The organism is Pseudomonas sp. SID14000, from assembly GCF_002165135.1.
Lineage (GTDB): Bacteria > Pseudomonadota > Gammaproteobacteria > Pseudomonadales > Pseudomonadaceae > Aquipseudomonas.
The window spans coordinates 371,305-390,099 of the sequence record NZ_NFZQ01000001.1 but is presented as its reverse complement, the minus strand read 5'-3'; the positions used below and the strand labels follow the sequence as shown (position 1 = coordinate 390,099).

General features: G+C 64.2%; 22 protein-coding genes. 3 read left to right on the top strand and 19 right to left on the bottom strand.

The genetic code is table 11. The features are described from left to right. Positions 1 to 20: 20 nt before the first annotated feature. The 9 genes from CAY82_RS01795 to ubiE form a co-directional block, all read right to left on the bottom strand. Positions 21 to 728: a 16S rRNA (uracil(1498)-N(3))-methyltransferase gene (locus CAY82_RS01795; protein WP_087499687.1), complete on the bottom strand. Its 708-nt coding sequence runs from the start codon at positions 726 to 728 to the stop codon at positions 21 to 23. Then, a complete protein-coding gene (gene tatC, locus CAY82_RS01790) occupies positions 725 to 1,513 on the bottom strand; it encodes a twin-arginine translocase subunit TatC (protein WP_013974546.1) in 789 nt (262 codons plus the stop codon). Before tatC ends, CAY82_RS01795 begins: the two co-directional genes overlap by 4 nt. Then, entirely contained in the window at positions 1,510 to 1,887 is a 378-nt protein-coding gene (gene tatB, locus CAY82_RS01785) for a Sec-independent protein translocase protein TatB (RefSeq protein ID WP_087499686.1), read from the bottom strand. The genes tatC and tatB overlap by 4 nt, the downstream gene beginning before the upstream one ends. Positions 1,888 to 1,890: 3 nt before the next feature. Next, positions 1,891 to 2,163, bottom strand: a complete 273-nt coding sequence (locus CAY82_RS01780; protein ID WP_087499685.1) for a twin-arginine translocase TatA/TatE family subunit — start codon at positions 2,161 to 2,163, stop codon at positions 1,891 to 1,893. A gap of 171 nt (positions 2,164 to 2,334) precedes the next feature. After that, entirely contained in the window at positions 2,335 to 2,670 is a 336-nt protein-coding gene (locus CAY82_RS01770; protein WP_013974545.1) for a phosphoribosyl-ATP diphosphatase, read from the bottom strand. A gap of 1 nt (position 2,671) precedes the next feature. After that, positions 2,672 to 3,064, bottom strand: coding sequence for a phosphoribosyl-AMP cyclohydrolase (gene hisI, locus CAY82_RS01765; protein WP_087499683.1), 393 nt, complete (start codon positions 3,062 to 3,064; stop codon positions 2,672 to 2,674). Between the two features lie 72 nt (positions 3,065 to 3,136). Further along, positions 3,137 to 4,756, bottom strand: coding sequence for a ubiquinone biosynthesis regulatory protein kinase UbiB (gene ubiB, locus CAY82_RS01760; RefSeq protein ID WP_087499682.1), 1,620 nt, complete (start codon positions 4,754 to 4,756; stop codon positions 3,137 to 3,139). After that, positions 4,753 to 5,376 (bottom strand): SCP2 domain-containing protein, encoded by a 624-nt coding sequence (locus tag CAY82_RS01755; RefSeq protein ID WP_087499681.1) that lies wholly within the window; start codon positions 5,374 to 5,376, stop codon positions 4,753 to 4,755. The genes ubiB and CAY82_RS01755 overlap by 4 nt, the downstream gene beginning before the upstream one ends. Next, positions 5,376 to 6,146 (bottom strand): bifunctional demethylmenaquinone methyltransferase/2-methoxy-6-polyprenyl-1,4-benzoquinol methylase UbiE, encoded by a 771-nt coding sequence (gene ubiE, locus CAY82_RS01750; protein WP_087499680.1) that lies wholly within the window; start codon positions 6,144 to 6,146, stop codon positions 5,376 to 5,378. The genes CAY82_RS01755 and ubiE overlap by 1 nt, the downstream gene beginning before the upstream one ends. Before the next feature lie 124 nt (positions 6,147 to 6,270). Here ubiE and CAY82_RS01745 point away from each other — a divergent pair, with 124 nt between their 5' ends. From CAY82_RS01745 to CAY82_RS01735, 3 genes are all read left to right on the top strand, one after another. Next, positions 6,271 to 6,546: a polyhydroxyalkanoic acid system family protein gene (locus CAY82_RS01745; protein ID WP_087499679.1), complete on the top strand. Its 276-nt coding sequence runs from the start codon at positions 6,271 to 6,273 to the stop codon at positions 6,544 to 6,546. A gap of 120 nt (positions 6,547 to 6,666) precedes the next feature. Then, positions 6,667 to 7,086 carry a phasin family protein gene (locus CAY82_RS01740; RefSeq protein ID WP_087499678.1) on the top strand — a complete coding sequence of 140 codons (420 nt, stop codon included), beginning with the start codon at positions 6,667 to 6,669 and terminating at the stop codon, positions 7,084 to 7,086. Positions 7,087 to 7,096: 10 nt separating this feature from the next. Next, complete coding sequence (locus CAY82_RS01735; protein ID WP_087499677.1) at positions 7,097 to 7,873, top strand: phasin family protein; 777 nt, start codon at positions 7,097 to 7,099, stop codon at positions 7,871 to 7,873. Between the two features lie 113 nt (positions 7,874 to 7,986). On the opposite strand, the gene CAY82_RS01730 is transcribed toward CAY82_RS01735, so the two are convergent. From CAY82_RS01730 to pyrR, 10 genes are all read right to left on the bottom strand, one after another. Further along, complete coding sequence (locus CAY82_RS01730; protein ID WP_087499676.1) at positions 7,987 to 8,601, bottom strand: TetR/AcrR family transcriptional regulator; 615 nt, start codon at positions 8,599 to 8,601, stop codon at positions 7,987 to 7,989. A gap of 13 nt (positions 8,602 to 8,614) precedes the next feature. Beyond that, positions 8,615 to 10,297, bottom strand: a complete 1,683-nt coding sequence (gene phaC, locus CAY82_RS01725) for a class II poly(R)-hydroxyalkanoic acid synthase (protein ID WP_087499675.1) — start codon at positions 10,295 to 10,297, stop codon at positions 8,615 to 8,617. Between the two features lie 168 nt (positions 10,298 to 10,465). Next, complete coding sequence (gene phaZ, locus CAY82_RS01720; RefSeq protein ID WP_087499674.1) at positions 10,466 to 11,317, bottom strand: poly(3-hydroxyalkanoate) depolymerase; 852 nt, start codon at positions 11,315 to 11,317, stop codon at positions 10,466 to 10,468. Between the two features lie 61 nt (positions 11,318 to 11,378). Beyond that, positions 11,379 to 13,058, bottom strand: coding sequence for a class II poly(R)-hydroxyalkanoic acid synthase (gene phaC / locus CAY82_RS01715; RefSeq protein ID WP_087499673.1), 1,680 nt, complete (start codon positions 13,056 to 13,058; stop codon positions 11,379 to 11,381). Between the two features lie 269 nt (positions 13,059 to 13,327). Continuing rightward, positions 13,328 to 13,705, bottom strand: coding sequence for a gamma-butyrobetaine hydroxylase-like domain-containing protein (locus CAY82_RS01710; protein WP_087499672.1), 378 nt, complete (start codon positions 13,703 to 13,705; stop codon positions 13,328 to 13,330). A gap of 88 nt (positions 13,706 to 13,793) precedes the next feature. Next, positions 13,794 to 15,137, bottom strand: coding sequence for an ATP-dependent protease ATPase subunit HslU (hslU, locus tag CAY82_RS01705; RefSeq protein WP_015272084.1), 1,344 nt, complete (start codon positions 15,135 to 15,137; stop codon positions 13,794 to 13,796). A 74-nt stretch (positions 15,138 to 15,211) separates the two neighbouring features. Next, positions 15,212 to 15,742, bottom strand: a complete 531-nt coding sequence (gene hslV / locus CAY82_RS01700; RefSeq protein ID WP_063912003.1) for an ATP-dependent protease subunit HslV — start codon at positions 15,740 to 15,742, stop codon at positions 15,212 to 15,214. A 245-nt stretch (positions 15,743 to 15,987) separates the two neighbouring features. Beyond that, positions 15,988 to 17,259 carry a dihydroorotase gene (locus CAY82_RS01695; protein WP_087499671.1) on the bottom strand — a complete coding sequence of 424 codons (1,272 nt, stop codon included), beginning with the start codon at positions 17,257 to 17,259 and terminating at the stop codon, positions 15,988 to 15,990. Continuing rightward, positions 17,256 to 18,260: an aspartate carbamoyltransferase catalytic subunit gene (locus CAY82_RS01690; RefSeq protein ID WP_046613439.1), complete on the bottom strand. Its 1,005-nt coding sequence runs from the start codon at positions 18,258 to 18,260 to the stop codon at positions 17,256 to 17,258. The genes CAY82_RS01695 and CAY82_RS01690 overlap by 4 nt, the downstream gene beginning before the upstream one ends. 12 nt (positions 18,261 to 18,272) lie before the next feature. Next, positions 18,273 to 18,791 carry a bifunctional pyr operon transcriptional regulator/uracil phosphoribosyltransferase PyrR gene (gene pyrR / locus CAY82_RS01685; RefSeq protein ID WP_087499670.1) on the bottom strand — a complete coding sequence of 173 codons (519 nt, stop codon included), beginning with the start codon at positions 18,789 to 18,791 and terminating at the stop codon, positions 18,273 to 18,275. Between the last annotated feature and the right edge of the window lie 4 nt (positions 18,792 to 18,795).

Sequence of the window (18,795 nt, the reverse complement as noted above, 5' to 3'; positions counted from 1 at the left end):
GCGAAAAAACGGCGTTTGTGTCAGAAAATACGCGAAAGCAGCGCCGTTACTGCGGTCTCTACCCGCAAGATGCGGTCACCCAGCTGCACGGGTGCCAGGCCAGCCTTGCCCAGCAGATCGACTTCGTAGGGGATCCAGCCACCCTCCGGGCCGATGGCCAGGGTCACGGCTTGCTGCACGGCGCGTGGGCAGGCGGGGTAGGGCCCGGGGTGGCCAACCAGGCCCAGGGTACCTGCGGCGATGGCGGGCAGGCGGTCTTCGACGAAGGGCTTGAAGCGTTTCTCGATGATCACCTCGGGCAGCACGGTGTCGCGGGCCTGTTCCAGGCCGAGGATGAGGTTCTCACGAATGCTGTCCGGATGCAGGAAGGGCGTTTGCCAGAAGCTTTTCTCGACCTTGTAGCTGTTCACCAGGATCAGCCGCGGCACGCCAAGGGTGGCCACGGTCTGGAACAGCCGGCGCAGCATTTTCGGCCGGGGGACGGCTAGCACCAGGGTCAGCGGCAGCTTGGCCGGTGGCTGCTGATCAAAGGCGACTTCCAGTTCGGCCTCGTGCTTTTCCAGGCGCAGCACCGTGGCCTTGCCCATCAGGCCGTTGATGCGGCCCACGCGCAGGTTGTCGCCCACCGCCACGCGGTGGATGTCCTGCATGTGGGTGAAGCGTCGGTCAGCGAGAACGACGCGGTCTGCCGAGACGAAGTCGGCCTCTTCAAGGAGCAACAGGTTCACGGTTGGGTCGCTGGCGGTTGGTCGTTGTGGTCGTTGGCGGTTTCGTCGTGGGCGCTGCGCTTGCGGATCAGGCTGCCACACAGTACGCCGATCTCGAACAGTAACCACATGGGCACTGCCAGCAGGGTCTGGGAGAAGATGTCCGGGGGGGTAAGCACCATGCCGACCACGAAGCAGCCGATGATCACGTAGGGGCGAATCTTCTTCAGGTACTTCACGTCGACCACGCCGATCCATACCAGCAGCACCACCGCCACCGGAATTTCGAAGGCTACGCCAAAGGCGAAGAACAGTGTCATCACGAAGTCGAGGTAGCTGGCGATGTCGGTCATCATCGACACGCCTTCCGGCGTGGCGCTGGCGAAGAAGCCGAAGATCAGAGGGAACACCAGGAAATAGGCGAAGGCCATGCCGGCGTAGAACAGGAATATGCTCGACACCAGCAGTGGAATGGCAATGCGCTTTTCGTGGCGGTACAGCCCGGGCGCAATGAAGCCCCAGATCTGCTGGAGGATGAAGGGGATCGCCAGGAACAGCGAGACGATCATGGTCAGCTTGAACGGTGTGAGGAACGGCGAGGCCACGTCGGTGGCGATCATCGTCGCATTGGCCGGCAAGTGCTCGCGCAGCGGCGCGGAGACCAGGGTGTAGATCTGCTGGGCGAAGGAGAACAGCCCGGCAAAGATCAGGAAAATGACGGCAACGCAGCGCAACAGGCGGGTGCGCAGTTCGGTCAGGTGCGAAACCAGCGGCATCGGCTGGTCGTGTTCCGGATTCTCGCTCATGGGGCTCGCGGTGGTTGAGACGTTTCAGAAGGCGTGGCCGGGGCGGCGGCGGCCTCGACCGGCCTGGCTTCGAGCCCGGCTGGCGGCTGCACGGCAGCGGTGGTGACGGGCGGCTGCGCCGGTGGCGTCATCGGGTTGAGGATGCGCTTGGCTTCCTCTTCCATCTGCAGGATGTGCTCGTTGTGCAGTTGGCGGCGGATTTCGTCGGCGCCGATTTCGCGCTCCACTTCCATCTTGATGCTATTGAAGCTGCGCTTGAGCCGGCCGATCCACAGGCCTGCCGTGCGTGCGGCACCAGGCAGGCGCTCGGGGCCGAGCACCAGCAGGGCGACCAGGCCGACGAGCAACAGCTCGCTGAAACTGATGCCGAACATGGGTCAGTCTTTCCGCTGCGGCTCTTGGGCCGGCTGGGCCTGGCCATCGATGGTGTGGCCCTGGTTCTGCTGGGCAGTGTTCTGCACCGGTGGAACGGCTTGGGCAGGCGGCGGAGTCTGCTCGGCCGGCTTGTTCTCTTCGTCGCTCATGGCCTTGCGGAAGCCCTTGATCGACTCGCCCAGGTCGCTGCCGAAGTTCTTCAGCTTCTTGGTGCCGAACACCAGGACCACGACCACCAGCAGGACGATCCAGTGTTTCCAGTCAAAGATACCCATTTCGTACTCCTGAATTTTACAGGTAAAGCGAATTGTTCTGGCAACGCGGTCCCTGTGGGAGCGGGTTCACCCGCGAACACCGGCTTAGCCGGTGCCATACACCGCGTCGCATTCTTCGCGGGTGAACCCGCTCCCACAAAAAAGAGAGGGGCCCTGCGCACCTAAATTACATCAGGCAGACGGCTGTCGAGCCGCCTTCTCATCATGCCCGGAAAGCCCGAAGCGGCGTTCCAGTTCATCCAGCACGGCCTGCGGATGCTGGCCCAGCGCGCTGAGCATTACCAGGCTATGAAACCACAGGTCGGCGGTTTCGTAGATGACATCGCTGTAATCCTTGCTGACCGCCGCGTCCTTGGCGGCAATGATCGTCTCGACCGACTCTTCGCCGAGCTTTTCGAGGATCTTGTTCAGGCCCTTGTGGTACAGGCTGGCCACGTAGGAGCTGTCGGGCGCCGCTTGCTTGCGTTCTTCAAGCACTTCGGCCAGGCGGTTGAGGGTGTCGCTCATGTCAGTGTCCTGCGCTGTAGATGGCATCCGGGTCTTTCAGGACCGGGTCGACGGTTTTCCACTGGCCGTCTTCGAAGACGCGGTAGAAGCAGCTTTCGCGGCCGGTATGGCAGGCGATATGGCCCAGTTGCTCGACCATAAGGATGATCACGTCGGCATCGCAGTCCAGGCGCATTTCATGCAGCTTCTGCACATGCCCGGATTCCTCGCCCTTGCGCCACAGCTTGCCACGCGAACGCGACCAGTAGATGGCGCGTTGCTCGGCGGCGGTCAGGGCCAGCGATTCGCGGTTCATCCAGGCCATCATCAGCACGCGTCCGCTCTTGTGGTCCTGGGCGATTGCCGGTACCAGGCCTTCGCTATTCCACTTGATCTCGTCCAGCCAGTCTTTCATCTTCGACTCCAAAGCGGGCCCGCTCCTGTGCCGGGCCCTTTGCGCTAGTGTGCCAGCCATGGCCACGGCTGGCTATTGGCGTACGATCAGGTAAAGGCCAGCGGCCAGCATCAGCCAGGCCGGCCAAGCAGCAGGGGCGGCCAGGCTGGCGGCTGCGGCGGCGCCAGCGGCCAGTACCGCGCCACCGCCAAGCAGGCCGGCGCCGAGCAGGCGCAGCGCCCAGCGGTCGCCCTGGCGGCGGCGCTCCGGCAGTTGTGGATCGTGCAGGTGCGGTTGCGACAGGCGTTCGAGCAGGTCGCGGGCCATGTCGGCCAGGTGCGGCAGTTGCTCGACCTGACTGTGGATGTTGCCGAGCATGGCCTTGGGGCTCATGCGGTCGCGCATCCAGCGTTCGAGGAATGGCTTGGCTGTACTCCACAGGTCCAAGTCGGGGTACAACTGGCGCCCCAGGCCTTCGATGTTGAGCAGGGTCTTCTGCAGCAATACCAGCTGCGGTTGCACTTCCATGTTGAAACGCCGGGCGGTCTGGAACAGGCGCATCAGCACCTGGCCGAAGGAAATATCTTTTAACGGTTTTTCGAAGATCGGCTCGCACACGGTGCGGATCGCCGCTTCGAACTCGTTGACCTTGGTATGCGCCGGCACCCAGCCCGAGTCGATGTGCAACTGGGCGACGCGACGGTAGTCACGCTTGAAGAAAGCGATCAGGTTGCGTGCCAGGTAGTCCTGGTCCTCAGCGGTCAGGCTGCCGACGATGCCGCAGTCGATGGCGATGTACTGCGGGCTCCAAGGTTTGACCGTGCTGACGAAGATGTTGCCGGGGTGCATGTCGGCATGGAAGAAGCTGTCGCGGAACACCTGGGTGAAGAACACTTCCACGCCCCGTTCGGCCAGCAGCTTCATGTCGGTACGCTGGTCGGCCAGGGTGGTCATGTCGGTCACCGGCACGCCGTAGATGCGCTCCATCACCAGCACCTTGGGGCGGCACAAGTCCCAGTACACCTGGGGCACGTACATCAGCTCGGAGCCTTCGAAGTTGCGCCGCAGCTGGCTGGCGTTGGCCGCTTCGCGCAGCAGATCAAGCTCGTCGTAAATGGTTTTTTCGTAGTCGCCGACGATTTCCACCGGGTGCAGACGGCGGGCGTCGGCCGAGGCGCGTTCGGCGGCCTTGGCGATCAGGAACAGCCAGGCCAGGTCCTGGGCGATCACCGGCTTCAGGCCTGGGCGCACCACCTTGACCACCACTTCCTCGCCACTTTTCAGGCGCGCAGCGTGCACCTGGGCCACAGAGGCCGAGGCCAGTGGCTCGACGTCGAAGCGGCTGAACAGTTGCGTTACCGGGGCGCCCAGCTGTGCCTCGATCAGCGCCACGGCCTGCTTGGGGTCGAACGGCGGCACGCGGTCCTGCAGCAGCATCAGCTCATCGGCAATGTCGTTGGGCAGCAGGTCGCGACGGGTGGACAACAACTGGCCGAACTTGATGAAGATCGGCCCCAGGTCCTGCAGGGCCAGGCGCAGGCGCGCACCACGGCTGAGCTCGCTCGGCTTGCGCGGCAGCCAGCGCCACGGCATCAGCAGGCGCAGGCTCATCAGCCACCAGGGCAGCGGCAGGTCGAACAGCAGGTCATCGAGACGGTAGCGGATCACCACACGCTGGATGCGAAAAAGACGGCGGACGGCGAGCAGCTTCATGCGTTATCGCTGGTATCAAGGGATCGGGAGAGGCGCTTGAGGCGTGCCTCGAGACGTTCTGTATCGAGCTTCAGGGCATCGAGCTCGCTGAAGGCGGCTTCGGCTTCGCGCTTGCCGACCAGGGTACGGGACTCTTCGGCCAGGTACTCGGAAAGGTTCTGGCTGAAGCGCGCCAGGCCCTGGCGGGTCCAGCGTGCCCGCAGGCGGATGTGGCCGGCCAGCAGCGCCGTGGCGACCGGGCCGAGCCAGCGTTGCAGCTCGTGCTCCCAGTCCAGCTCCAGGTCCTGCAGCACACCGAACAGGTCAAGCAACACGGCGCTGTCGCCATGCAGTTCGACCTGCGGGCTGTGCAGCACGGAGGTCTTGTCCTGGGCCAGTGCCAGTTGCACCAGGCTGCCGGCGGGCGCGCGCAGGCTGCAGTCGACCTCTCCTTGCCAGTGGGCAGCGAGCATCAAGCCCTCTTCATCGGGCAGAATGAACACCTGCAGGGCCGGCTGGCGGCAGTCGATCTCGATGACCTTGCCGTCCAGTGCGGCCAGCCGCGGCAGGGCCGTGCTGTCCATGCGCAGGACGCGGTTCAGGCCATGTTCGACGCTGGCGAGTAGCCCGGCCAACAGCATCAGGGCTTGATCCCCCGGTGCACGGCAACGATGCCGCTGGTCATGTTGTGGTAGGTGACACGGTCGAAACCGGCCTCGACCATCATGGCCTTCAGCGTTTCCTGATCGGGGTGCATGCGGATCGACTCGGCGAGGTAACGGTAGCTCTCCGAGTCATTGGTGATCAGCTTGCCGGCCAGCGGCATGAAGGCGAACGAGTAGGCGTCGTAGGCCTTGGACATCAGCTTGTTGGTCGGCTTGGAGAACTCCAGCACCAGCAGGCGACCGCCCGGCTTGAGCACGCGCAGCATCGAGCGGATGGCTTCGTCCTTGTGGGTGACGTTGCGCAGGCCGAAGGCAATGGTCACACAGTCGAAGTGGTTGTCCGGGAACGGTAGTTTCTCGGCGTCGGCCTGGACGAACTCGATGTTGCCGGCCACGCCACGGTCGAGCAGGCGGTCACGGCCGACCTTGAGCATCGATTCGTTGATGTCGGCCAGTACTACCTGCCCGGTCGGGCCGACCAGCCGCGAGAACTTGGCGGCCAGGTCGCCGGTACCGCCGGCGATGTCCAATACGCGATTGCCGGCCCGTACGCCCGAAAGCTCGATGGTGAAGCGCTTCCACAGGCGGTGCATGCCGCCGGAAAGCACGTCGTTCATGAGGTCGTACTTGGCCGCTACCGAGTGGAACACTTCGGCGACTTTCTTCGCCTTCTGGCTTTCAGGGACGTTTTGATAACCGAAATGCGTGGTGGGTTCGGCGTGGTCGCCTTTGCGCTGGTCGTTCATATCGCTTCACCGGAAAAAATTACCGCCATTCTAGGGCGAACGGGCGGATTTGTCTTGGCGGGGTGTGCCAGCGGGCAGGGGCGGGCATAATGCCAATTATGTCTACATCTTCAGGAACGCCCGCATGACCCAGATCAGCGTCGAACGCAAACATTCCCTCGGCCGCGATGCCGCCCGTGCCAAGGCCGAAGCGCTGGTCGAAAAACTGACCCGCGAGTACGACCTCAAGGCCACCTGGAACGGTGACCGGGTCGACGTGGCACGTAGCGGTGCCAATGGCAGCGTGCACATCTTCGATGACCGCATCTGCGTGGAATTGAAGCTGGGTATGATGCTGTCGATGATGAGCGGCACCATCAAGGGCGAGATCGAGCGTGCGCTGGACAAAGCGCTGGCCTGATCCCTTCGGGCCATGCTCGTTCACCTTAGGGTGAAGATTCTAATTTCCCTCTCTACCTTGTGCTCAAGCCCAACCTCCATGGGCGGTTTCTCCTCCACTCATGAGCATGAGGTACAGAGCATGGCCAAAGTGACTGTGAAGAAAAAGGACGACGCCCCGGGCACGCTGGGCGAGGTGCGTGGCTACGCGCGCAAGATCTGGCTGGCGGGCATCGGCGCCTATGCGCGCGTGGGCCAGGAAGGCTCCGACTACTTCAATGAGCTGGTCAAGGCCGGTGAAGGCGTCGAGAAGCGCGGCAAGAAGCGTATCGACAAAGAGCTCGATGCCGCCAACAACCAGATCGACGAAGCGACCCAGCAGGTCAGCCGCGTACGTGGCAAGGTCGAAGTTCAACTGGACAAAATCGAAAAAGCTTTCGACGCGCGGGTCGGTCGCGCCTTGAATCGCCTTGGCATTCCGTCTAAACATGACGTTGAGGCGTTGTCCATCAAGCTTGAACAGCTGCACGAGCTGCTCGAGCGCGTCGCGCACAAACCATAAGGAGAGCAGGATGGCTGGCAAGAAGAATTCCGAGAAAGAAGGCAGCTCCTGGGTCGGCGGGATCGAGAAGTACTCCCGCAAGATCTGGCTGGCAGGGCTGGGTATCTATTCGAAGATCGACCAGGATGGCCCGAAGTTGTTCGACTCATTGGTGAAGGATGGCGAGAAAGCCGAGAAGCAGGCGAAGAAGACCGCTGAAGATGTGGCGGAAAGCGCCAAGTCTTCGACCACTTCCCGTGTGTCGGGCGTGAAGGACCGTGCGCTGGGCAAGTGGAGCGAACTCGAAGAAGCCTTCGACAAGCGCCTGAACAGTGCCATCTCGCGCCTTGGCGTGCCGAGCCGCAACGAGATCAAGGCGTTGCACCAGCAGGTGGACAGCCTGACCAAGCAGATCGAGAAATTGACCGGTGCTTCGGTTACGCCGATTTCGTCGCGCACTGCTGCGGCCAAACCGGCTGCAAGCAAGGCGGCGGCCAAGCCACTGGCCAAGACCGCAGCGGCCAAGCCTGCGGCGAAAACCGCGGCGGCCAAGCCGGCAGCTAAAACGGCAGCGGCGAAACCTGCTGCCAAACCTGTAGCAGCCAAGCCTGCAGCGAAACCGGCAGCGGCCAAGCCGGCCGCGGCTAAGAAGCCTGCAGTGAAGAAAGCACCGGCCAAGCCGGCAGCCGCCAAGCCGGCAGCTCCAGCGGCCAGCGCCGCTCCGGCCGCTAGCGCAGCTCCGGCACCAACCGCGGCTCCGGCCAGCAACCCGCCTTCGGCACAGACAGGCACCGGTACCCTGATCTGATACCGCGTCGCCTTCTTCGCGGGTAAACCCGCTCCCACAGGTACTGCACCGTACCCTGTGGGAGCGGGTTCACCCGCGAATGCGTCGGCTGCTGCAGTACATTCCTGTCAGGCCTACCCCTCCAGATACCGCACCGCCAACTGCTCCGCCGCCCCCCGTGCCTGGGCCTGCAGATGCGGCGCCACCAGCATCATCACCTGGTACACCACAATCCCTACATCCCCCTCACGCCCCAGCACCCGCTGGTAATCCAGCGAGAACATCAGCGTCAGGGTGATCTGCTCCACCAGTTGCCCCAGCGCCTGGGTATCGCTCTCCACCAGCCCCTGGCCCTTGAGACTGGCCAGCAATGCCGCCAGCGTGCGTTTGAGCGCGTTGATCAGGCCGCGCATGCCGCGGGCCAGTTTGGGCAGGCGCCCGGTCAGGTTCGACAGGTCCTGGAACAGGAAGCGGTATTGCGCCATGCGTTCGACGATCAGGTGCAGGAACAGCCAGTAATCCTCGGCGTCCAGGCGTACCTCCAGCGGCGGGTCGAGTAACGGCATCAGCGCTTCTTCAAAGCGCTCGAACAGCCCCAGCACCAACGGCTCCTTGCCGTGGAAGTGGTAGTAAAGGTTGCCGGGGCTGATACCCAGTTCGTTGGCAATTTCCAGGGTGGATACGTTCGGTTCGCCCTGCTGGTTGAACAGTTGCAGGGCGCATTCGAGGATACGGTCGCGAGTCTTCATCCAGTCGGCATGCTCATCGGGTCAGCACGTAAGTACCCGGCGCTGGGCCCAGCGGTGGGTAGGTGGTATTGCCCAGCTCGCTGCGCGGTGCCTTGAGCGGGCCGGAGCGCGGGGTGATCCACTCCAGCCACAACGGCCACCAGCTGCCTTCGCTGCGCTTGGCGTCGTGGAACCAGGCGCGCGGGTCGCTGGACAGTTTGGGGTTGGCCAGGTAGTAGGCCTTGGGGTTGCCGGGCGGGTTGATGATGCTCTGGATGTGCCCGCTATTGGCCAGCACGAAGCGCCGGTCGCCCCCCAGCAGCAAGGCCGAGCGGTACACCGCGTCCCACGGGGTGATGTGGTCGTTGCTGCCGGCCACGGTGAAGCTGTCCAGCTCGACCTTCTGCAGGTCGATGGGGGTGCCGCATACCTCCAGGCCGGCGGGGTGGGTCAGCGGGTTGTGCTTGAAGAAGTCCAGCAGGTCGCCATGCAGCGCGGCGGGCAGGCGCGTGCTGTCGGCGTTCCAGTAAAGGATGTCGAAGGCCGGTGGTGTCTTGCCGAGCAGGTAGTTGTTGACCCAGTAGTTCCAGATCAGGTCGTTGGGCCGCATCCAGGCAAAGATCCGCGCCACCTCGGCGCCATCCAGCACACCACGCTGGTAGGAGCGGCGCTTGGCGGCCTCGATGGTTTGCTCGTCGGCGAACAGGCTGGCTGGGCTTTCGAACTTGCTGTCCAGCAGGCTGACCAGGTAGGTGGCACTGCGCACCCGGCGCAGTTGGTGCTTGGCCTGCAGGTGGCCCTGCAACGCGGCCATGGTCAGGCCGCCGGCGCAGGCGCCCATCAGGTTGGGGTCGCGGTTGCCGCTGATGCTACGGCAGGCGTTAAGCGCTTCTTCCAGGGCCTGCACATAGCTGGACAGGCCCCACTCGCGGTGGCGCGGGTCGGGGTTGCGCCAGCTGACCATGAATACCTGCAGGCCGCTCTTGAGCATGTACTGGACGAAGCTGTTGGTCGGGCTGAGGTCGAAGATGTAGAACTTGTTGATCTGTGGCGGCACCACCAGCAGTGGCCGGGCGTGCTGTTTTTCGCTCATCGGCTTGTACTGGATCAGCTCCAGCAGCTCGTTGCGGAACACCACGGCGCCTGCAGTCGCGGCCAGGTTGCCACCCACTTCGAAAGCGCGCTCGTCCACCTGGCGTGGCAGGCCGTTGTTGTGGCGCAGGTCATCGAGCAGGTGGGCCACGCCGCGTACCAGGCTCTGGCCGCCGCTGTTGAACAGTTCCTTGACCGCCAGTGGGTTGAGCAGCGAGTTGCTCGGCGCCAGGGCATCGTTGATCAGGTTGAACAGGAAGTGCGCACGGGCCCGGTCATCATCGTCCAGGTGGCTTTCCTCGATCCACAGGCGGGTCTGCTTCTGCCAGGCCAGGTAGGCCTGCAAGCCACGCCGGTAGAACGGGTTCTGGCTCCATGTCGGGTCGTTGAAGCGCGGATCGCGCGGGTTTGGCTGATACGGTGTATCACCCAGCATAACCCGGCCCAGCTGGCCACCCAGCGCCAACAGGTGATGGGCGGTGTGCAGCGGGTGGCGCAGGCTTTGGCGGCTGACGTTGCGCAGCGTGGAAATCAGGTCACGGCCGCGCAGGCCGAGGATGGCGTTCTGCACATTCATGCTGGTGGCGGGAAGCGTTGGCGTTCCTTTGGCCGGTTTGTCTTTCATGGCAACACTCCCTCGTCCTGACCTGGTGCCTCATGACTGAACATACTCACTGATCCAGCAGGGTCTCTGTGGGAGCGGGTTCACCCGCGAACACCGGCGAAGCCGGTGCCATACACCGGGCTGGATTCTTCGCGGGTGAACCCGCTCCCACAGGGCCCCAAATCGCCCTCACACACCTGAAGCCGGGCGAGGGTGCATGACGGCGCGCTGTCGTTCTTGTTGGAGGAACTTCATGATGATCGGGGCGACAGCCTCGGCCCGGGTGATCAGGAAAAGATGGCCGTCGTCGATAATGTGTAGCTGGGCATTGGGAATCCGCCAGGCCAGCAGGCGCATGTTGATCAGCGGAATCAGCGGATCGTCGTCGCCGGCCAGCACCAGGGTTGGCTGCTGGATCTTGTGCAGCCAGTGGATGCTGGTCCAGCCAAGCCCGGCGAACAGCTGCCAGTAGTAGCCCATCTTGCCGCCGGAGCGCACCTTGGCGGCATGCTGCATGGCCAGGTCCGGGTCCCGCCGGAAGCCGCCGCCATAGATCGTCGGCGCAATGCGGATTACATGCGACGGCTGCACGTAGCGCCGTGGGCTGGCCATCATCCACAGCACCTTGGGCTTGCCCGGCACCATCACCGCACCGGCGGCAGTGGCGGCCAGTACCAGCTTCTTGCAGCGCTCGGGGTAATCGTGGGCGAACTGCTGGGCCAGGGCGCCGCCCCAGGACACGCCGATGGCATTCACCTGGCCGTAGTCGAGGTAGTCGAGCATCCGTGCCGTCAGTCTGGCCAGCCCGGGGAAGCGGTAGGGGTGGCGTGGCGTGGACGAGCCGCCAACCCCGGGTACGTCGAAGGCGATGACTTCCAGGTCCGGGTCCAGTGCTTCGATGAATGGAAATACCAGCTCCAGGTTGGCGCCGATGCCGTTGAAGATCAGCAGCGGCGTCAGGTGCGGCTTGCCCGGGCGGACGGCGGTGCGGATGGACTGGTTATCCAGCTCGACGGTCCTGAAGATATAGGGTTGCGGCATGCACGTGACTCTTGGGTGAAATGAACACCGTGGCACCCCGCAGGGGCCACGGCGCTGCAGCTCAACGCTCGTGAACGTAGGTGCCCGGGGCGGCTTCGCCGGCGGCATAGGCTCGGTTGCCCAGACGGGTCGGTGCCTTTTTCAGCTCGCCGGCACGTTCGCCCAGCCAGCTTTGCCAGTGCAGCCACCAGGAGTCGGCATGCTTGGTTGCGTTTTCCTGCCAGGCCACCGGGTCACCCGGGCGATCGGCACCGGTCATGAAGCGTGCCTTGGGGTTGCCTGGCGGGTTGAGGATGCTCTGGATATGGCCGCTGTTGGACAGCACGAACTCGATCTTGCCGCCGAACAGGTGCGCCGAGCGATAGCACGACTGCCATGGGGTGATGTGGTCGGCGGTGCCAGCAACGCTGAAGATGTCGCACTGCACTTTCTTCAGGTCGATCGGCGTACCGCACACTTCCAGGGCGTCCGGGCGGGTCAGCGGGTTGCTCTTGAACATTTCGATCAGGTCGCCGTGGAAGGCGGCCGGCAGGCGCGTGGTGTCGTTGTTCCAGAACAGGATGTCGAACACCGGCGGCTCGTTGCCGAGCAGGTAGTTGTTGACCCAGTAGTTCCAGATCAGGTCGTTGGGGCGCATCCAGGCGAACACCTTGGCCATCTCGCTGCCTTCGAGCACGCCGGCCTGGTAGGAGTGGCGCTTGGCGGCCTCCAGGGTCTGCTCGTCGACGAACAGCGCGACCTGGTTGTCCATGGTGGTGTCCAGCACGCTGACCAGCAGGGTCAGGGCATGGACCTTGTTCTCCCCGAGGGCGGCATAGTGGCCCACCAACGCGGTGCAGGTGATGCCGCCGGAGCAGGCACCGAGCATGTTCAGGTCCTTGCTGCCGGTAATCGCCAGCACCGCGTCGACCGCTTCCTTGAGCGCATCGATGTAGGTGGACAGGCCCCATTCGCGCTGGGCTTTGGTCGGGTTACGCCAGCTGATGATGAAGGTTTGCTGCTGCGAGCGCAGGCAGTAGCGCGCCAGGCTCTTTTCCGGGCTCAGGTCGAACACGTAGAACTTGTTGATCTGCGGCGGCACCACCAGCAGCGGGCGGGCATGCACCTGCTCGGTGATGGGGCTGTACTGGATCAGCTCCAGCACATCGTTGCGGTACACCACGGCACCTTCGCTGGTGCCCAGGTTCTTGCCCACCTCGAAGGCGTCCATGTTCACCTGGCTGGGCATGCCGCCATTGTTGACCAGGTCCTTGGCCAGGTTGGACAGGCCATCGAGCAGGCTCTTGCCGCCGGTTTCGAAGAAGCGTTTGACCGCTGCCGGGTTGGACAGGGTGTTGGTCGGTGCCATGGCTTCGGTCATCAGGTTGATGACGAACTGGCCGCGACTGATGTCCTGAGGTGACAGGTCGCTGCTGCCGATCCAGTCCTGCAGCTCTTTGCGCCAGGCCAGGTAGGTTTGCAGGTAGCGGCGGTAAAGCGGGTTGTTGCTCCAGGCCGGATCATTGAAGCGACGGTCGTCGCTTTCCGGGGCAAGGCTGGACTTACCCAGCAGTACGTTCTTCAGTTCCAGGCCAAAGTGGGCCACATGCTTGGCGCTGTGCAGCGGTTGGCGCACGGCCTGGCGCAGCACGGTGCGTGCCGAGCTCAACAGGTCCTTGCGACGGATACCGATGACCGGGTTCAGCCCCAGGGTGTTTTCCGAGGCCTGCCGCTGCAGCTCATCGTTGTTCTTGTTACTCATCTACGACGCTCCGTTGTCCTGAGACGAGTACCGGTTGCTGTGGCGGGTGCACAGTGCTGAGCCCGGTACTGCTACTCGGGTTACCAGTGATAAGGAACAGCGGTGCTGCGAGGGTTCTGACTACCTGCAATTTGATGCAGGGAACTTGCCACCCCCCATTGGTTACCCGACTTTCATGTAATGCGCAAGACAGCCCGTCACTGGGCTGTCTGTAAGGCATTCAAACAGATGATTTTAGAAAATGCGCTCTAAACCCCGCAGGCCTTGCGCTAGAGCATGAGTTTAACCACCGACTCGGCGGGGTCGCGGGACTTTCCGGCCTTGTGCAGTTCGTCGAGGTACTCTGCCCACAGTTGATCCTGACGCAGGCACAGCTGTTCGAGGTATTCCCAGGTGAACAAGCCGCTGTCATGGCCGTCGTCGAAGGTCAGTTTCAGTGCATATTGGCCGGCAGGTTCCAGGCCGATGAGGCCGACGTTGATCTTGCCGAACTGCAGGATGGGGTTGCCGTGGCCCTGGACCTCGGCGGAGGGGGAATGCACGCGCAGGAATTCGGCGGGCAGGTGGTAGACCTCGCCGGGGGCGTAGGTAAGGCTGAGGGTTTTCGAGGCTTTGTGCAGGTTGATGGCGGTGGGCAGGCGGGCCATGGCTGGAATCTCTCGGGAGCTGATAGTGCACAGCTTCGGGAGATTCGGGCCATTGTGCAAGGGGGCCGCAAAGCGGCCCCGTGCGGTCTTACAGGATGTAGCGCGACAGGTCTTCGTTCTGCGCCAGCTCACCCAGGTGGCTGTTCACATACGCCGCGTCGATCTGGATCGGCGCTTCGTCATGGGTGCTGGCCAGGTCGCCAGCACTGAACGACACCTCTTCGAGCAAACGCTCGAGCAGGGTGTGCAGGCGGCGGGCACCGATGTTCTCGGTTTTCTCGTTGACCTGGTAGGCAATCTCGGCCAGGCGCTTGATGCCGTCGGCCAGGAACTCGATGTTCAGGCCTTCGGTCTTGAGCAGGGCCTGGTACTGTTCGGTCAGCGACGCGTGCGGCTCCTGCAGGATGCGCTCGAAGTCCTCCGGCGTCAGGGCCTTGAGCTCTACGCGGATCGGCAAGCGGCCTTGCAGCTCCGGCACCAGGTCGCTCGGCTTGCTCAGGTGGAACGCACCCGAGGCAATGAACAGGATGTGATCGGTCTTGACCATGCCCAGCTTGGTGTTGACGGTGCAGCCTTCGATCAGCGGCAGCAGGTCGCGCTGCACGCCTTCACGGGACACGTCGGCGCCGCCAACGTTGCCACGCTTGGCAACCTTGTCGATTTCGTCGATGAACACGATGCCGTGCTGCTCGACCGCTTCCAGGGCCTTGGCCTTGAGCTCTTCCTCGTTGACCAGGCGGCTCGCTTCTTCATCGCGAACCATCTTCAGCGCTTCTTTCACCTTCAGCTTGCGCGCCTTGCGCTTGCCTTTGCCCATGTTGGCGAACAGGCTCTGCAGCTGGTTGGTCATTTCTTCCATGCCGGGCGGGGCGGCAATTTCCACGCCCACGGCATCGGCCACTTCGATCTCGATTTCCTTGTCGTCCAGCTGGCCTTCGCGCAGGCGCTTGCGGAACAGCTGACGGGTGTTGGAGTCGGTGCTGGTCTGTGCGGCCTCCTCGGCGAAGCTGCTGACCCGCGCCTGCGGCAGCAGGGCGTCGAGGATGCGGTCTTCGGCGGCGTCTTCGGCGCGGTGGCGCACGCGGATGATCTCTTGCTCACGCAGCATCTTCAGCGCGGCATCGGCCAGGTCGCGGATGATCGACTCGACGTCGCGGCCCACGTAGCCCACTTCGGTGAACTTGGTGGCCTCGACCTTGAGGAACGGCGCGTTGGCCAGCTTGGCCAGGCGGCGGGCGATTTCGGTCTTGCCGACGCCGGTAGGGCCGATCATCAGGATGTTCTTCGGGGTCACTTCGGCACGCAGCTCGGCGGGGAGCTGCATGCGCCGCCAGCGGTTGCGCAGGGCAATGGCCACGGCGCGCTTGGCGTCGTCCTGGCCGATGATGTGGCGGTTGAGTTCGTGGACGATCTCGCGGGGGGTCATGGACATGATGAAAATGGTCCTCGGGCGGAATGAATCAGCGTGGAAAAGTCCCGCTCGCAGCGGGGCGCCAGAACAACTGATTATTCGGCCAGGTCCTGCTCCTCGATGGTCAGGTTGTGGTTGGTGAACACGCAGATGTCGCCGGCGATGTTCAGGGCGGTCTCGGCGATTTCACGGGCCGAGAGGTCGGTCTTGTCCAGCAGGGCGCGGGCAGCGGCCTGGGCGTAGGCGCCGCCGGAACCCATGGCGATCAGGCCGTCTTCGGGTTCTACCACGTCGCCGTTGCCGGTGATGATCAGGGAGGCGTCCTTGTTGGCCACGGCCAGCATGGCTTCCAGGCGGCTCAGGGAACGGTCGGTACGCCATTCCTTGGCCAGCTCCACGGCGGCGCGGACCAGGTGGCCCTGATGTTTCTCAAGCTGGCCTTCAAAGCGCTCGAACAGGGTGAACGCATCGGCGGTGGCGCCGGCGAAGCCCGCGATGACCTGGCCGTGGTACAGGCGGCGCACCTTCTTGGCGTTGCCTTTCATCACGGTGTTGCCGAGGGATACCTGGCCGTCGCCGCCCATGACGACTTTGCCGTTACGGCGGACAGAAACGATGGTGGTCAAGGGGAGAGTCTCCACGCAGCGGGGCGAAAGTGCCTGATGCAGACTCATATGGGGGTGGGGGGAAGGATTTCAACCGTGGGGGATGAATGGTCGGTGCAGGCTCAAGGTTGTACGCGGTCAATGTGGGAGCGGCCTTGCGTCGCGAAAGGGCCGCGCAGCGGCCCCAGGTTCTCGGCATCATGCATAGATTGCTGGGGCCGCTTTGCGGCCCTATCGCGATACAAGGCCGCTCCCACAGGGGTTACTCAGGCCTCGTGGCAGACGTGCCCATCGACCAAGGTATAACGTACCGCACCCGGCAGGCAGTGGCCGATGAACGGGCAGTTCTCGCCGCGCGAGAACCATTGCTCGCCGGCCACGGTCGAGGCTTGCGGGTCGAACAGCACCAGGTCGGCCGCGCCACCCGCTTTCAGCTCGCCGGCCGGCAGGCGCAGGGCCGCCGCCGGGCCGCTGCTCAGGCGGGCCAGCAGGGTTGGCAGGTCGAGCAGGCCGTCCTGAACCAGGGTCATGGCCAGCGGCAGCAGCAGTTCGACGCTGCTGATGCCAGGCTCGGTGGCGCCGAACGGGGCCAGCTTGGCGTCGCGCTCGTGCGGCTGGTGGTGACTGGAGATCGCCTGGATCACCCCCGACTTCACTGCCGCACGCAGGCCGTCACGGTCGGCGGTGGTACGCAGCGGTGGTTGCACGTGGTACAGGCTGGAGAACTCACGCAGCGATTCGTCGGTGAGGATCAGCTGGTACAGCGCCACGTCGGCGGTAACCGGCAGGCCAAGCTGCTGGGCCTGTTCGATCAGTCGTGCGCCGCGGGCGCTGGTGATCTGGGTGAAGTGCGCGCGCACGCCGGTCTGTTCCACCAGCAGCAGGTTGCGCGCCAGGGCCACGGTCTCGGCGGTTTCCGGGATGCCCGGCAGGCCGAGGAAGCTGGCCATGGCACCTTCGTGGGCCAGGCCGCCGTGGGCCAGGTCGCGGTCCTGGGAGTGGAACACCACGGTCAGGTCGAAGGTGGCGGCGTATTCCAGGGCGCGGGCCAGGGTACGGTTGTTGGGGATTTCCTTCAGGCCATTGCCGAAGGCCACACAGCCTGTGTCGCGCAGGGCCACCAGCTCGGCCAGCTGCTCGCCTTCCAGGCCCTTGGTCAGGGCGCCGATCGGGTAGACCTTGCTGTTGGCGGCCTCGCGGGCGCGGTCGAGGATCAGTTCGGCCACGGCCGAGGTGTCCAGCACTGGCTTGGTCTGCGGCGGGCAGCAAAGGCTGGTGACACCGCCGGCAACGGCGGCGCGGGTTTCACTGGCGATGTTGCCTTTGCGGCTGTAGCCCGGCTCGCGCAGGGACACGCCGAGGTCGACCAGACCGGGTGCGGCGACCAGGCCATCGGCCTGGATCGTGCGGGTGGCGCTGAACCCGGCCGGGGCGGTGCCGATAGCGGCAATGCGGCCACCGTCCAGGTGCAGGTCGGTGACCTGGTCCAGGCCGCTGTTGGGGTCGATGACCCGGGCGCCGAGAATACTGATGGTCACTGGGCGTTCTCCTGGTCGAATTGACGTTGCGCGTTCTGCCCGCTCATGGCCATGGACAGCACGGCCATGCGCACGGCGATGCCGTAGGTGACCTGGTTGAGGATCACCGAGTGCTTGCCGTCGGCCACCGCCGACTCGATTTCCACGCCACGGTTGATCGGGCCCGGGTGCATGACGATGGCATCGGGCTTGGCCCCGGCCAGGCGCGCGGTGGTCAGGCCGAACAGGCGGTAGAACTCGCCTTCGCTGGGCAGCAGGCCGCCGGCCATGCGCTCACGCTGCAGGCGCAGCATGATCACCACGTCGACGTCCTTCAGGCCTTCGGCGAGGTCGGTGTACACCTTCACACCGTACTGCTCGATACCGATCGGGATCAGGGTTTTCGGGCCGACCACGCGGATGTCCGGGCAGCCCAGCGCTTTGAGCGCCAGCATGTCGGAGCGGGCTACGCGTGAGTGCAGGATGTCGCCGACGATGGCGACCGACAGGTTCTCGAAGCTGCCCTTGTGGCGGCGGATGGTGAGCATGTCGAGCATGCCCTGGGTCGGGTGCGCGTGGCGGCCGTCACCGCCGTTGATCACGGCAACTTCCGGGCACACGTGCTCGGCGATGAAGTGCGCGGCCCCGGAGTCGGAGTGGCGCACCACGAACATGTCGGCGGCCATGGCTTCGAGGTTGCGCAGGGTGTCGAACAGGGTCTCGCCCTTGCTGGTCGAGGAGGTCGACACGTTCAGGCTGATCACATCGGCCGACAGGCGCTGGGCCGCCAGTTCGAAGGTGGTACGGGTACGGGTGGAGTTCTCGAAGAACACGTTGCACACGGTCTTGCCGCGCAGCAACGGGACTTTCTTCACGGCCCGGGCACCGACTTCCAGGAAGGAGTCGGCGGTGTCAAGGATCTCGGTGAGCAGTTCGCGGGGCAAACCGTCGAGCGAGAGGAAGTGGCGCAGCTGGCCCTGATCATTGAGCTGCAGCGGGCGCTTGGCGTCGATTGGCGTCATCGCGGGGGACTCTTAAAGGGCGGAAGCGGAGGCGAGGTCCTGGCGCTCGAGGGCGAGCGGTGCGGGTCCGGTCAATTTTACCCGTTCATGGGCGGCCAGCGACAGGGTGGCGCCGAGCACATTAGGGCGAATCGGCAGTTCGCCGGCATCCAGGTCCAGCAGGCAGACCAGGGTGACGCTGGCCGGGCGGCCATAGTCGAACAGTTCGTTGAGCGCGGCGCGCACCGTGCGGCCGCTCATCAGCACGTCATCCACCAGCACCAGGTGCTGGCCCTCGACCTCGAACGGCAGCTCGGACGGGCGCACTTGTGGGTGCAGGCCGTTCTGGCTGAAGTCGTCGCGATAGAACGAGACGTCCAGAGTGCCCATGGGGCTAGTGTCGCCCATGGCCTCCTGCAGGGCCTGGGCAACCCAGACACCACCGGTGCGGATACCGATGTAACGCGGCTCGATAATTGCCCGGCGGGCCAGGTGGGCGCGAAGGTCGTCAGCCATCTGCCGGATCAGCTCGGCGGGATTGGGTAGGCTCATTGCG

What these genes read in the sequence shown, in the direction of transcription:
- tatC (WP_013974546.1), bottom strand. Translation starts at nt 1,513, where the DNA reads ATGAGCGAGAATCCGGAACACGACCAGCCGATGCCGCTGGTTTCGCAC.
- tatB (WP_087499686.1), bottom strand. Translation starts at nt 1,887, where the DNA reads ATGTTCGGCATCAGTTTCAGCGAGCTGTTGCTCGTCGGCCTGGTCGCC.
- CAY82_RS01780 (WP_087499685.1), bottom strand. Translation starts at nt 2,163, where the DNA reads ATGGGTATCTTTGACTGGAAACACTGGATCGTCCTGCTGGTGGTCGTG.
- CAY82_RS01770 (WP_013974545.1), bottom strand. Translation starts at nt 2,670, where the DNA reads ATGAGCGACACCCTCAACCGCCTGGCCGAAGTGCTTGAAGAACGCAAG.
- hisI (WP_087499683.1), bottom strand. Translation starts at nt 3,064, where the DNA reads ATGAAAGACTGGCTGGACGAGATCAAGTGGAATAGCGAAGGCCTGGTA.
- ubiB (WP_087499682.1), bottom strand. Translation starts at nt 4,756, where the DNA reads ATGAAGCTGCTCGCCGTCCGCCGTCTTTTTCGCATCCAGCGTGTGGTG.
- CAY82_RS01755 (WP_087499681.1), bottom strand. Translation starts at nt 5,376, where the DNA reads ATGCTGTTGGCCGGGCTACTCGCCAGCGTCGAACATGGCCTGAACCGC.
- ubiE (WP_087499680.1), bottom strand. Translation starts at nt 6,146, where the DNA reads ATGAACGACCAGCGCAAAGGCGACCACGCCGAACCCACCACGCATTTC.
- CAY82_RS01745 (WP_087499679.1), top strand. Translation starts at nt 6,271, where the DNA reads ATGACCCAGATCAGCGTCGAACGCAAACATTCCCTCGGCCGCGATGCC.
- CAY82_RS01740 (WP_087499678.1), top strand. Translation starts at nt 6,667, where the DNA reads ATGGCCAAAGTGACTGTGAAGAAAAAGGACGACGCCCCGGGCACGCTG.
- CAY82_RS01735 (WP_087499677.1), top strand. Translation starts at nt 7,097, where the DNA reads ATGGCTGGCAAGAAGAATTCCGAGAAAGAAGGCAGCTCCTGGGTCGGC.
- CAY82_RS01730 (WP_087499676.1), bottom strand. Translation starts at nt 8,601, where the DNA reads ATGAAGACTCGCGACCGTATCCTCGAATGCGCCCTGCAACTGTTCAAC.
- phaC (WP_087499675.1), bottom strand. Translation starts at nt 10,297, where the DNA reads ATGAAAGACAAACCGGCCAAAGGAACGCCAACGCTTCCCGCCACCAGC.
- phaZ (WP_087499674.1), bottom strand. Translation starts at nt 11,317, where the DNA reads ATGCCGCAACCCTATATCTTCAGGACCGTCGAGCTGGATAACCAGTCC.
- phaC (WP_087499673.1), bottom strand. Translation starts at nt 13,058, where the DNA reads ATGAGTAACAAGAACAACGATGAGCTGCAGCGGCAGGCCTCGGAAAAC.
- CAY82_RS01710 (WP_087499672.1), bottom strand. Translation starts at nt 13,705, where the DNA reads ATGGCCCGCCTGCCCACCGCCATCAACCTGCACAAAGCCTCGAAAACC.
- hslU (WP_015272084.1), bottom strand. Translation starts at nt 15,137, where the DNA reads ATGTCCATGACCCCCCGCGAGATCGTCCACGAACTCAACCGCCACATC.
- CAY82_RS01690 (WP_046613439.1), bottom strand. Translation starts at nt 18,260, where the DNA reads ATGACGCCAATCGACGCCAAGCGCCCGCTGCAGCTCAATGATCAGGGC.
- pyrR (WP_087499670.1), bottom strand. Translation starts at nt 18,791, where the DNA reads ATGAGCCTACCCAATCCCGCCGAGCTGATCCGGCAGATGGCTGACGAC.